Below are 13370 nucleotides of genomic sequence, written 5' to 3' on the forward strand. Positions count from 1 at the left end.
CGCGAGGTGCTGCACGGCGTCGACCTCGACCTGCGCGAGGGCGAAGTGGCGGCGCTCGTGGGCGCCAACGGCGCGGGGAAGTCCACCCTGTGCCGCACCATCGTGGGGCTGCATCGGGAAAGCGCGGGCACGACGACGATCGACGGTGAACCCGCAGGGCCCAAGCAACGCCTGCGCGCCTGCTCGATGGTGTTCCAGGACGTGAACTACCAGCTGTTCGCCGACAGCGTGCGCACCGAAGTGAGCTTCGGGCTGACGGACGCTGAGGCGCCCGACGCCGCGCGCGTGGACGAGGTGCTCGACGGCCTGGGGCTGGCGGCGTACGCCGAGCGCCACCCCGCCACGCTGTCGGGCGGCCAGAAGCAGCGCCTCGCCGTGGCGGCCTGCATCGCCACCGGCAAGCGCCTCCTCGTGTTCGACGAGCCCACGAGCGGGCTCGACCTGGGCAGCATGCGCACGGTGGCGGCGCTCGTGCGCCGGTTGGCCGACGAGGGCCGCGCCGTGCTCGTGGTCACCCATGACCTGGAGTTCATCGGCCAAGCCTGCGACAAGGCCGTTCGCGTGGAAGCCGGCCGCATAGCCGCCGAAGCCGTCGTGGAGGGCGACCTGCAAGCGGTGAGAGAGCTGTTGGCGAAGGGGTGATACGAGGGTTGCCGAGGGAGCGCGGCGCTTTGCCCCCCCGCTTTCCTGTGCTTCTTATGCCGTCCAGCTGCGGGCTTTTTCCTGTTCGGCGATGGCGTGGGCGTACCAGCCGCCCTGCGCGAGCAGCTCGTCGTGGGTGCCCCGCTCGCGTACGCGACCGTCGTCCAGCACCAGTATCTGATCGGCGCGCTCCACGGTGTCCAGGCGGTGGGCGATGACGATGACGGTCTTGTCCGCCATGAGCACGTCGAGCGCCCGGTTGATCTCGTGCTCGTTGTCGGCGTCCAGGCTCGAGGTCGACTCGTCCAACAGCACGATGGGAGCGTTCTTGATGAGCGCTCGCGCGATGGAGATGCGCTGCTTCTCGCCGCCGGAAAGCGTGGAACCGCCTTCGCCCACCAGGGTGTCGTAGCCCTGCGGCAGCGCCTCGATGAAGTCGTGGCAGTGCGCGGCGCGGGCGGCCGCTTCCACTTCCTCCTGCGTCGCATCCGGCTTGCCCACGCGGATGTTGTTCGCCACGGTATCGGCGAGCAGGTACACGTCTTGGAACACGACGGCCACCTGCTCGGCCAGCGCGTCGGGCGCGATATCGCGCACCTCGTGCCCGCCTACGCGCACGCTGCCGCTGCTCGCATCCCAGAACCGCGAGATCAAGCTGATGACGGTGGTCTTCCCGCTGCCCGAAGGCCCGACGAGCGCGGTGCGCGTCCCGGGCTGCGCCGTGAACGTCACCCCGTGCAGCACCTCCTTGCCGTCGGCGTATCCGAACCGCACATCGTCGAACCGCACGTCGAAGCTCGTGAAACGGGGGTTGCCGTCGCGGTACGCAAGGGGGCGTTCGGCCTGTATTCGCTCGATGCCCTCCGCCGCTTTGGCCAGGTAGTTCAGCTCGGGGTAGATCACGCCGAGCGTGGTCATCATGCTGGAGATGGATACGGCGATCATGACCGCCGCGATGAGGCGGGGCGCGTCGAGCTGGCCGTCCATGAACATGAGCGTGCCCGCCACGAGCCCGAGCGGAACGATGAGCGAGGTGGCCACGGAGAACAGCACCGAGAACGGCATGATGGACAGCTCCATGCGAATGGATTCGCGCTTCAAATCGGCGAAGCTGCGGTCGAGCCGCTCGAAGCGCCGGCCGGTGAGATTGTAGAGCTTGAACGTCTTGATGCCGTTGATGTACTCGATGATGCGGGATATGACCGCGTGGACGCTTTCGCGATAGCGGACGCCGCCCTTGCTTGCCGCGCGCCCGCCCAGGCGCGCAAGCGGCAGGGAGGCGACGACGATCGCGAGGATGATCAGCCCGTAGAGCCAGTTGATGGCGAAGGCGAACGCGCATGCGAGCACGCTGAAGCAGACGACCTTGAAGAAGCTCGCCAGCGAGGTGGTGATGGTCTGCTCGAAGTCGCTCACGTCGGTGGTGAGAACCGATGCGAGCTGGCCGATGCTGTTCTTGTCGAAGTACCCCAGGTTCAGCCTGCGCAGGTGGTTGCCGATCGAGAGTCTCAGGTCGGCGGTGATGTCCGCGCCCCGGAACTGCGTTTGGGCGTAGTTCGTCGCGTACAGCGCGGCGCGCACGACGAACAGCACGACGAGCGCGCCGCTGTAGAACGCAAGCAGCTCGGCGTTGAACGCGCCGGCGACGAGGTTGATGATGGCTGCGATCATGACGGCGAACATGCCCATGTGCAAAAGCGAGTCCGCGCAGGAAAGCGCGATGGGCAGCACGAGGGTCTTGGCTTTGTCGCCCGCTACGGTTCGGACGGTTTTGATGAGCGTTATCATGCCAGCGACTCCTTCTTCTCCGTGCGGTGCGTGTAGGCGTCCCACATGCGGGCGTAGGCGCCGTCTTGCTTGATCAGGGAATCGTGCGTTCCTCGTTCTCGCAGGCGGCCGTGGTCGAACACGCATATCTGGTCCGCATGCACGATGGTGTGCAGGCGGTGGGCGATCATGATGCAGGTCTTGTTCGTCAGCAGGTGCGAGAGCGCAAGCTGGATCCGGTGCTCGTTCTCGATGTCGGTGAAGCTGGTGGCTTCGTCGAACACGATGATGGGCGCATCCTTCAAGATGGCGCGAGCGATGCACACGCGCTGCCGCTCGCCGCCGGACAGCTTGACGCCGTTCTCTCCCAGCAACGTGTCGTAGCCGTTCGGCAGGCCCTCGATCGTGTCGTGGATCTGCGCGGCCCGCGCGGCGGCCTCCACCTGCTCGCGCGTGGCGTTCGGTCGGCCGAGCCTGATGTTCTCGTACAGGGTGTCGTCGAGCATGAAGGCTTCTTGGAACACGAAGGACACCAGATCCATGAGGTTGTCGGTGCGCAGTTCGGACAGGGCATGCCCGTCGATGCGCACCGCGCCTTGGCGCGTTTCCCAGAACTTGGGGATGAGCTGGGCTGCGGTCGTCTTGCCGGCGCCCGAGGGGCCCACGAACGCGGTCAGGCTGCCGGCGGGCAGATCGAGGCTGACGTCGGTGAGCGCGTTGGTCTCGGCGGCGCCGTAGCCGAACGTGACGTGATCGAACGCCACCGCGTGCGGTTTCGCCGGATCGAGCGCGAGCGTGCCTTCGGAAGCCTCGGGCAGGTCCATGATGTCCTGTATGCGCTCCATGCCGCTCATGATCTGGTTGAACGTCATGGCGAACGTGAGCAGGTTCAGGAGGTTGGACAGGAACACCATGCTCATGATCATGAAGAACAGGTAGTCGGCGGCCGAAAGGGAGCCCTGCAGGTACAGCACGCCGCCCAAAGGCAGCACGAACAGGATGCCGCTTTCCACGATGGCCACGAACACGCCGTAGGAGTAGCCCTGGCTCTTGGTGCACTGCTTCCAGAACTCGTTGTACTCGGTGACGGCGTCGGCGTACTCGCGGTAGCCTTTCGCGTCCAGACGGTAGGCCTTCATCACGGGCATGCCGTTGATGAACTGCATGATGGCCGCATTGAGCTTGGCGAGCAGCCGGTGGTACGTGGGCATCTGCTTGCCGGTGGCCGCCATGGCGAACAGCTGCACGGCAACGCCCAGCACCACGGGGACCAGCATGCCCAGAGCCATGGGCACGTTCAAGGTGAGCAGGTAGCAGAACATGATGGCGGGCGTGCAGGCGGCGGCGACGATGTCGGGGATCTGGTGGGCGAGAAACTTCTCGATGCGCTCGACGTCCTCGATGATCACCTTTTTGAGAGCGCCCGAGGTCGTTTGATCGAAGAACCCGAGGTTGACCTTCGCGATGTGCCGGCTGATCTGCGCACGCACCTGGTACAGGGTGTTGAAGGCCCCGATGTGCGAGCACGCGCCCGAGGCGATGGCGAACGCGAACTTGCCCACGATGGCCACGGCGGCGATGATGCCGTACTGGAGCGCCGCGCCCGCGTCGGCGTTCCCCTCGATGAGGAACAGCAGCACCTGGTACACCATGACGAACGGCACGAAGGAGCACAGGGCGCTCATCACGCTGAACAGCGCAGACAGCGCCAGATGAAGGCGGTAGCGTCCTGCCAGGTGGAGCAGGTAGGCCATGCCGGAGCGCCGCTTGGCGGGTTGCTCGGCTTCGGGGCGTTTCTGGGTGCGGGCGTTCTCTTCCGGGTGCATGGTCGCACCCCCTTTCTCGATGGGGTAGGGGCGTTGGAATCGGATGGCGCGGTCACCGCATGGCGGCGAGCAGCTCTTCGGCGTCGCGGAGGGGGACGTCCTGCGCGACCCGCCCGTCGCGCAGGTGCAGGACGCGGTCGCACGTGGCAACCGCGCACTCCACGTCGTGCGTGATCATGAGGATGACGCGGCCCTCGTGCGCGAGCTTCTCGATCTGCCTGCCGACGGAGCGCATGCTCTTTCCGTCCAAACCGCTCGTGGGCTCGTCGAGCACGATGACGGAGGCGTCGTGCATGAGCGCGACGCCCAGGGCGAGCCGCTGCTTCTGCCCTCCCGAAAGCGTTGCCGGGTGGCGGTCGGCAAGCGCGCCCAGGCCCAGCGCATCGAGCACCTCGTCGGCGCGGGCCGTCCGCTCGGGCGTTGCCTTCTGCCCGCACAGCAGCTCGTCGCGCACGCTTTCGCCGAACAGCTGGCTGTCCAGATCCTGCATGATGTACCATATGCGTCCTCGGCGCCGTCCGGACGCGAGCTTCTTCCCCTCCACGCGCACGGTGCCGCCGTCCTCTTTCACGAGGCCGGCGAGCAGCTTTCCCAGCGTGCTCTTCCCGGTGGCATTGGGGCCCACCACGGCGACGATCTCGCCGGGGCGGCAGGCGAAGCTCACACCGTCGGCCACGATCCGCTCGCCGAAGGACTTGCGCAGCCCCTCGACTTCGAGCAGCGGCGGCACGTGCGGGGCCGCGCAGGTCCGTTTCCTGGCAGGTGCGGTCAGGCCCTCGAGGTTCGCGCTGCGCAGCCCGAGGGCCTCGATGCGCGCGGGGTCGAGGGCGACGAGTTCCGCAGGCGTGAACGAGTCGGCGATGCGGCCGTTGGCGAGGTAGACGATGCGGTCGGCGATGCCGCGCAGATAGTACAGGCGATGCTCGGCCAGGAGCACGGTCTTTCCCTGCTGCTTGAGCGCGCGTATCAGGTTGCCGAGCTGCTCGGTGGCCTCGTGGTCGAGGTTGGCGGAGGGCTCGTCCATGACGTAGAGGGGCGGGTCGATGGCCTTCGCGGAGGCGATGGCCACGCGCTGGCGCATGCCGTACGACAGCAGGCGCACCTTCTCCTCGAGCAAGGGGGCGATGTCCAGCTCGCTTGCCGCCCCGTGCACGCGCTCGACGATCAGCTCGTGATCGAGCCCGTAGTTCTCGCACCCGAACGCGATCTCGCCCGCCACCTCGTTCGCGAAGAACTGGCTGCGGGGGTCTTGGAACACGTTGCCCGCCGCGAGCCCGCGTTCCCACGAAGGGATGTCGTCGACCTCGCGCCCGAACAGGCGCACCGTCCCGGTCAGCTCGCCTTCGTAGAAGGACGGCACCAGGCCGTTGACCACGCGGGTCAGCGTGCTCTTGCCTCCGCCCGAGGGCCCGGTGAGCACCACCACCTCGCCGGGTTGGACGGTCAGGTTCACGTCCTCGAGCTGGGGAGCGGAGCCTTCGTAGGCGAAGGTCAGGTGCGCGAGTTCGATGGCCGGCGCCTGCGGGTCGTGGTTCGGCATCATGTCGCTCACCCCACCACGATCAAGATCGAGGCGATCGCGAACCCCGCCATGAGCGCTCCGTCGCCGATCCGCATGCCGTGCGCATAGTAGCTCTGCTTCGCGCAGGGGCTCTCGATGCCGCGCACGATGCAGGATGAAGCCAGCTCGTCGGCGATGGTGAGCGAGCGGAACACCATGGGCACCACGCCGAACTCGAGCGTTGCGAGCGGATGCGCCAAGACGTGCGCCGGCGAGCGGAGGAAGCCGCGGGTGCGCATGGCGTCGCGCACGTCGGCCAGCTCGGACAGCATGGTGGGCATGAAGCGCAGGATGACGATGACGGCGAGCAGCACGGGGGAGGGGATGGGCAGCTGGCGCAAGCTTGCCATCAGCTTTCCCGAGGGAGCTTGCACGAGCAGGTACACCGGCATGAGGAGGGGTAGCATCTCCAGGACGAAGGTGAACGCCATGGGCGAGGGGAACCCGATGTCGAAACGCACGTTGAGGGCGAGCCATGCGTGCGTCACCGCGAACGCGAGCAGAAACCCGGCGCCGGCCCTTGCGAAGCCCATCGCGGCCATGAGCACGAAAAGGGCGCAGGTGAACGCGACGTGCAGCATCGTGCTGGTGGACAGGAAGGTCACGGCGCACGTGCACACGATGATCGCGAGCAACGAGAGGACGTTGACCTCGCGGATGCGGGCGTGCTGCCGGGTTGCCCCGTCCCGACGGGTCGGCGCGCTCAGAGCGGCCTCGGCTGGCGCGGCAGGGTGCACGGCGCCGCTCATTTCACGATACCCGCCTTCTTGAAGTGCTTCCTGAGCAGGCGGTTGCCGAACAGGCATCCAAGCACGGCCAGCACGGCGGTGATGGCGCAGGCGCCCAGCAGGTGCAGCGGGTTCGACAGCAGGTCGAGCTGCATGGTCAGAACCGGGGCGGTGAAGCCGTCGGTCGTCGCTTTCGCCACGTAGGCGTCCCACGCAGCCCAGACGGGCACGGCATTGCCGATGACCATGCCGACCGCCCAGATGGTCCAGCCGACGGTGTTGCGCACGGGGCTGCGGTACGCATCCTTGCCGATCATGGCCAGCTCGCAGATCGCCGCGACGCCGGCGAAGTAGGGAAGCAGGAACACGTAGCCTGAAAGCGCGAGCACCGTGCCGTACACGATGCCCCACACGAGGAAGACGCCATGCTTGTTCAGGCGATTCGCCACGACGAGGTAGAACGTCGCGCAGAGGAACATCTGGATGCCGGCGCACAGGTACAGATACACGAACGGGAACGGCATGGTCAGGGGTCCCGTGACCATGCATACGAGGAACGTCAGCACCATCATGGCCGCGACGGTCATGACGTCGCGGGTTGCGATGCTCTTCTTGGAGGCGCGCCCGCGTGCGCCTCGGGTGGTGTCGATGGTTTTCTCGGTGCTCATGCTGCTCTCCTTTCGGGTGGGCCCGTCGGGCCGGGCTGGTGGAAATCGGGCGCACGAAGGAAGGCCCGTCGTGCGCGGGTGTTCGAGCGGACTGCTTTTGTTAGTTTGAGCTAACTAGTGGTCATGGAAAGACGGCATCACCCGCCGAAGAGGTTCTCCCAGCCGGGGCGGAAGAAGTCGACGATGAGTTTGATGCGCGCAACGGCGTCCTCTTTCGAGGTGTCGTGGCGAACGATTTCGAAGAATGCGTAGTATTCCGCGCTCACGAGCGCATGGAGGTCGTCGTGGGACGGGCTCGCGCAGGCAAGGCCGCGCTCGCGCATGGCGTCCAGGTAGGCGAGCGATTGGCTGACTTCTTCCTCTACGAGATCGTCGAGGAAATGCTCGTAGCCGCTTCCCGCCGCGTGGTTTATCAGCAGGTCGAACGGCTCCTTGTGCTCGAAGATGTAGTCGACGATGCGGGTGATCACGTCTTCGGAGGTGCTCCACATGTCTTCGGGGCGCCCTTCGTCCAGCTGCTCGAACCCCTGGTCGTTGCCCGTGCGGAAGAGCCCGAGCAGGTGCGCGGATACGGGCTCGACCAGCGCGGCGAACAGCGCGCTTTTGTTCGGGAAGCGCACGTACAGCGCGCCGGTGGTCACGCCGGCGTTCTGCGCGATGCTGCGCAGGCTCGCCTTCTCGTATCCCTTGTCCAGAAACTCTCGCTGCGCGCTTTGCAGCACGAGACCGCGCGTTTCCTCAACCTGCTTCACATCCTGATCCCTTCTCATCAATAACAATGTTATCGATAACGACGTTACGAATAATGTCATACACGGTTAACTCTGTCAAGGAAAAGATGGGCGATCGTCCTCGAATCGCGGCGTCTCCGTTGCCGGTGACGGAACGCTTCGGTACGACGATCGGACGGCGGTTGAGTTGCATCGGACGCGCGAAGTTGCAGTGGGCAAACTTCCTTTTCGCGTGTTCTATCCTTGCAGCCGAACGATATGTCACAGGTGCAAGGAGTCTGCATGAACAGTCCGATCAGATTGATATTGAAGTGGGCGGGACCCGACCGGAAGTACTTGATCGCGGCCGTCGTGTTCGCGTTCGTTTCGGGGCTTATGGCCATGGTGCCGTACTACGGCGTGTACGAGATCATGAAGGCGGCCTACGAAGGGACCTGCACGTGGGAGGTCATCACGTCGAACGCGCTCGTCGTAGCGGTGGGCGTGTGCATCCAGTACGCGTGCTTCGGATGCGCGGGCGCGCTGTCGCACAAGGGCGCGTACAACACGCTGTTCCGCGTGCGGTGCCGCGTCGTGGACCATCTGGCGCACGCGCCGCTCGGGCAGCTCGACGAGCGGTCGACCGGCTCCATCAAAACCGTCCTGTCGGACGACATCGAGAAGCTCGAGCTGTTCCTGGCCCACAACATCACCGAGGCGATCATGTACCTGACCGGCCCCGTCGCGGCGTTCATCTTCCTGTGCTCGGTGAACGTGCCGCTGGCGCTGGCGACGCTCGTGCCGTTCGCGGCGGCGTTCGTCGTGATGGGCGTCATCTTCAAGCGCATGGCCGGCGTGATGCCGCGCGCGAGCGCGGCGTTGTCGCGGATGAATGCGGTGATGGTGGAGTACGTGCGCGGCATGCGCGTCATCAAGGCGCTGAACATGGGCTCGAAGTCGTTTCGCCGCTTCCAGTCCGCCGTGGACGAGGAGCACGCCGTGTGGTGCGACATCGCGCGGAAAACGGGTCCGGGCTTCGCGGCGTTCGTCATCATCATCGAGTGCGGCATGCTCGTGATGGTGCCGCTCGGCGGCTTCCTGTTCTCCACGGGAGCCATCTCGGGCAGCACGTTTCTGCTGTTCGCGTTCGTCGGGTCGCTCTACCTGACCGAAATTCGCCTGCTTCAGGAAATCGGCAGCAAGTACGCCCAGGTGAAAAGCGGGGCGATCAAGGCGCAAGAGCTGCTGGACCTGCCCGCCTTCGCCGGCGGCGCGCCGTTTCCCGCCAAGAGCGACGTGCGGCTCGAGAACGTGCGCTTCAGCTACGACGGCACGCGCGAGGTGCTGCACGGCGTGAACCTCGCCGTGCAGCAGGGCGAGCGCCTGGCCGTGGTGGGGCCCAGCGGCGCGGGGAAGACCACCATCGTCGAGCTCGTGTCCCGCTTCTACGATGCGACCGAGGGCACGGTGCGTATCGGTGGCGTGGACGTGCGCGACCTCGATTACGACGACCTGCTGGCGCACGTGGCCGTGGTGTTCCAGAAGACGTTCCTCACGAGCGGCAGCATCCTCGAGAACATCCGGATGGGCAAGCGCGCCACGCTGGACGAGGTGCGCGAAGCGGCGCGGCAGGCGCGCATCGACGACTTCATCATGGGGCTCCCCCGCGACTACGACACCGAGATCGGCACGCTGGGCGAGCGCCTGTCGGGCGGGCAGCGCCAGCGCATCGCCATCGCCCGCGCCATCCTCAAGGACGCGCCCGTGCTCATCCTCGACGAGGCCACCAGCGCGGCCGACCCCGAGAACCAGGTGCAGATCGACGAGGCCATCGCCAACCTCTGCGCGGGCCGCACGGTGGTCATCGTGGCGCATCGCCTGGGCGTGGTGCGCACCTGCGACCGCGTGGCCGTGGTGGAGGACGGCGGCATCTCGGCCGTGGGGACGCACGACGAGGTGCTTGCCGCGTGCCCGTACTACCGCAAGGCATGGGCGGACTACGAGCGGACGCGCCGCATCACGTTCGGGTTCGGCGCCGCGGCGGCGGAAGCGGAGCCGCGGCAGCGCGCCGCAAGCGATTCCGTCCACCGTGCCGCCGCGCAGCCGCAGGGCGCATCGTCGGCGCCCGCGCAAGCGCCCTCGAGCCCGACCCTGGATCCGGCCCCGGCCCCGGCCTCCGCCTCCGCCTCGACCTCGGTGTTCGCGAAGAACCGCGACTTCTCCGTCTCGGTGGCGTGCACCGTCATCGAGGGACTGCTGTCGGGCTGCAACTTCGGCCTCATCTTCCTGGTGATGCAGCAGGTGTTCAGCGGCGCGGCCGACTTCGGCACCCTGCTGGGATTCACCGGCGCCCTTGCGCTCGTGTTCGTGCTGCGGCTCCTCATCTACGGCTACGGCTACGTGCGCGGGCAGATCGGCGGGGCGCAGGTCAGCCGCAACCTGCGCCAGTACCTGGGCGACAAGATCAAGCGCATCCCCCTCGCGCGGTTCACCGAGCGGTCGAGCGGCGACTACCTCAACGCGCTCACCGCGAACGTGAACGATTACGAGCAGATCCTCACCCACCGCACCGGATCCGTCGTCAAAGACATCACGCTGGCCGTGATGCTCACTGGCTTCGTCTGCTGGCTCTACCTGCCGGCCGGCGCGGTCGTGGCGCTCTCGTTCGCGCTCATCGTGCCCGCGATGGCGCTGTCGTGGCACCAGGTGCGACGCTACGGCACCCGCAAAAGCGACATCTGCGCCGCGAACACGAGCCGCACCGTCGAGCACGTGACCGGCATGCAGACGCTGCGCGCCTACGGCATCGGCGGCGTGAAGAACGAGGCCATCGTGGACAGCATGCGGGAGTACTCGGACGTCAGCTTCTGGTACGAGGCGGCCCTCATCCCCCTCGGCGCGGTCATGTCCATCATCGTGGGGCTGTGCCAGCCGCTGCTGTTCCTCATGTGCGGCGCGGCGTACCTCGACGGGGCGCTGGGCGCGGTTCCGTACCTGCTGATCATCATGCTGCCGCTGTTCATGAACAAGGTGTGGAACAGCATCTTCGTGAACCTGACGGCCTACAAGAACCTCATGATCGCGAAGCGCCGCATCCAGGCGGTGGTGGACGAGCCGGAGGAGGCGGGCAGCTTCGACGCGCTGCCGGCGACGGGATCGCGCATCGAGTTGGCCGACGTCGGGTTCGCCTACTGCAAGGGCGAGCCGGTGTTCGAGGGGCTGCGCCTGACGTGCGAAGACGGCAAGCTGACCGCGCTCGTGGGCGACTCGGGGTGCGGGAAGTCCACGGCGCTCAACCTCATCGCCCAGTACTACCGGCCCGCGCGCGGCACGGTGCGCATCGGCGGCGCGGACACCGCGGCCTACGCGCCGGAAAGCGTGCTGGCGGGCGTGTCCGTCGTCGATCAGAACGTGTTCCTGTTCGACGATTCGGTGATGGACAACATCCGCTACGCCCGGCCCGGCGCCACCGACGACGAGGTGCGGGAGGCGTGCCGTCTCGCGAACGCCGACGGGTTCGTGCGCGCCCTGCCCGAAGGCTACGCCTCGCGCATCGGGGAGAACGGCGGCCGGCTGTCGGGCGGCGAGCGCCAGCGCCTGTCCATCGCGCGCGCCATCCTGCGCGACGCGCCCATCGTGCTGCTGGACGAGGCGACGGCCTCGCTCGACATCGAGAACGAGCTGGCCGTGAAGGAGGCCATCGCCAACCTGCTGGCGAAGCGCAAGACCGTGGTGATGGTGGCGCACACGCTGGCCATCGTGCGCGGGGCCGATTCGATCGCGGTCGTCGGCGACGGCCGCGTGCTCGAGCAGGGCACGCACGACGAGCTGGTGGCCGCGGGCGGCAAGTACGCCCGCATGTGGGCGGCCGATCACGAGCTGGCGTGATGCCGCCCGCTTCCCGCCCCGCGGGAGTCGCGCTGAACGGAACCGCTCACCTGCGGTAACGAGCGGGCAACAGCCCTTGACGCGCGTTCCTCCCCTCTGCAAAGCTTGCCCGACTGGATGGGCGCTCCGGCGCCGTGGACGAGGGCGCAGGCGAGCGAGGACGGAGCAGGCGATGGCGAACGACGGGCAGGCGGAGGAGGGGAGCGTCTCCGGCGGCGGCCGGCAACCCGCCGCGGGCGGCGGCTGTCCGACGGCTCTCCCGGCTTCCGATCCGCCGCTGTCGCGGCGCTCGGTCGCCGCCGTGTTCGCGGGGCTTCTGGTGGCGATGACCGTGGGGACCCTGAACCAGACCATCGTGGCCACCGTCCTGCCCACCATCGTGGGCGAGCTGGGCGGCGTGAACCGCATGCTGTGGGTGACCACGTCCTACGTGCTGGCCGCCACCGTCACCATGCCGTTGTACGGCAAGATGGGCGACCTCATCGGCCGCAAAGGGCTGTTCATCGGCGCGCTGGCCCTGTTCGTGGCGGGCTCGGCCGCGTGCGCGCTGGCCCCGTCGATGGAAGGGCTCGTGATCGGCCGCGCCGTGCAGGGCTTGGGCGGCGGCGGGCTCATGGTGCTCTCGCAGGCCATCGTGGCCGACGTGGTGCCGCCGCGCCGCCGCGCGCTCTACCTCAGCATCATGGGCGTGGCCTACGCCGTGCCCATGCTGGCCGGCCCGTTGCTGGGCGGATTCTTCGCCGACGCGGTGGGCTGGCGCTGGGCGTTCTGGTTCGACGTGCCGCTCGCGCTGGCCGCCATCGTCATCGCCGCCGTCTTCCTGCCGAAACCGCGCCGCACCGCGGAGAGGGCGCCGTTCGACGTCGGCGGCGCCGTGACGCTCGTGGCCGCCGTGACCGCGCTCACGCTGGCAACCTTGTGGGGCGGCAACGAGCACGCGTGGACCTCGCCGACCATCATCGGCCTGCTGGTTGCCACCGCGGTTGCGAGCGCGCTGTTCGTGCTGGCGGAGCGCCGCGCACGGGAACCGCTCATGGCGTTGTCGCTGTTCAAGAACAGGAACTTCGACATCTCCATCGTCGCAAGCTCCATCACGATGTTCGTCATGATCGGCGTGCTCACGTACCTGCCCACGTACTTCCAGATCGTCGACGACCTGAACGCCACCGCCGCCGGCTACCTGGTGGCGCCTATGAACGCGGCCTGGTTCGCCGCCTCGCTGCTGTCGGGCTACCTCGTGAACAAGCTGGGCACGTACAAGAAGCTCATGGTGGTCAGCTTCGCCGTGCTCGTGGCGGGCATGGTCGGGTTCATTGCCGTGGACCAGGACCCGTCGGCGGTCGTCGTCGGCGGCCTGCTGGCCGTCATGGGCTTCGGCGTGGGCCTGAACTTCGAGATCCTCGTGCTGGTGGTGCAGAACGAGTTCCCGGCCTCCGCCGTGGGCATGGCCACGGCGGCGACGGGCTTCTTCCGCAAGGTGGGGTCGGTGCTGGGAACCTCCGTCGTGGGCGCGCTGTTCACGAGCGGCCTCGCGCGCGCCCTGGCCGAGCGCCTCGCGCCGGTCGGCGGCGTCGGGGCGC

9 protein-coding genes are annotated in these 13370 nt (G+C 67.3%); 3 read left to right on the forward strand and 6 right to left on the reverse strand.

What is annotated here, in order from left to right:
• Positions 1–642: ATP-binding cassette domain-containing protein (locus HMPREF1023_RS08955; protein ID WP_009305929.1), on the forward strand; the 642-nt coding region annotated here is incomplete at its 5' end.
• 54 nt (positions 643–696) lie between these two features.
• Here HMPREF1023_RS08955 and HMPREF1023_RS08960 read toward each other — a convergent pair.
• From HMPREF1023_RS08960 to HMPREF1023_RS08985, 6 genes are all read right to left on the reverse strand, one after another.
• Positions 697–2430, reverse strand: a complete 1734-nt coding sequence (locus HMPREF1023_RS08960; RefSeq protein ID WP_035578761.1) for an ABC transporter ATP-binding protein — start codon at positions 2428–2430, stop codon at positions 697–699.
• Positions 2427–4235: an ABC transporter ATP-binding protein gene (locus HMPREF1023_RS08965; protein WP_009607952.1), complete on the reverse strand. Its 1809-nt coding sequence runs from the start codon at positions 4233–4235 to the stop codon at positions 2427–2429. Before HMPREF1023_RS08965 ends, HMPREF1023_RS08960 begins: the two co-directional genes overlap by 4 nt.
• Before the next feature lie 52 nt (positions 4236–4287).
• The gene (locus tag HMPREF1023_RS08970; protein WP_009305931.1) at positions 4288–5778 is read right to left on the reverse strand and encodes an ABC transporter ATP-binding protein; all 1491 of its coding nucleotides are present in this window, start codon (positions 5776–5778) and stop codon (positions 4288–4290) included.
• Between the two features lie 5 nt (positions 5779–5783).
• Positions 5784–6545 (reverse strand): energy-coupling factor transporter transmembrane component T, encoded by a 762-nt coding sequence (locus HMPREF1023_RS08975; protein WP_009608071.1) that lies wholly within the window; start codon positions 6543–6545, stop codon positions 5784–5786.
• Positions 6542–7192, reverse strand: coding sequence for an MptD family putative ECF transporter S component (locus HMPREF1023_RS08980; RefSeq protein ID WP_009305933.1), 651 nt, complete (start codon positions 7190–7192; stop codon positions 6542–6544). Before HMPREF1023_RS08980 ends, HMPREF1023_RS08975 begins: the two co-directional genes overlap by 4 nt.
• Before the next feature lie 137 nt (positions 7193–7329).
• Positions 7330–7944 (reverse strand): TetR/AcrR family transcriptional regulator, encoded by a 615-nt coding sequence (locus tag HMPREF1023_RS08985; protein ID WP_009305934.1) that lies wholly within the window; start codon positions 7942–7944, stop codon positions 7330–7332.
• Between the two features lie 261 nt (positions 7945–8205).
• On the opposite strand from HMPREF1023_RS08985, the gene HMPREF1023_RS08990 reads away from it, so the two are divergent.
• Together HMPREF1023_RS08990 and HMPREF1023_RS08995 are read left to right on the forward strand one after the other, a co-directional pair.
• Positions 8206–11790 carry an ABC transporter ATP-binding protein gene (locus HMPREF1023_RS08990; RefSeq protein ID WP_009305935.1) on the forward strand — a complete coding sequence of 1195 codons (3585 nt, stop codon included), beginning with the start codon at positions 8206–8208 and terminating at the stop codon, positions 11788–11790.
• 172 nt (positions 11791–11962) lie between these two features.
• A partial coding sequence (locus tag HMPREF1023_RS08995; RefSeq protein ID WP_009305936.1) for a DHA2 family efflux MFS transporter permease subunit occupies positions 11963–13370 on the forward strand: 1408 nt, incomplete at its 3' end.

Source organism: Eggerthella sp. 1_3_56FAA, from assembly GCF_000185625.1.
Classification (GTDB): domain Bacteria; phylum Actinomycetota; class Coriobacteriia; order Coriobacteriales; family Eggerthellaceae; genus Eggerthella; species Eggerthella lenta.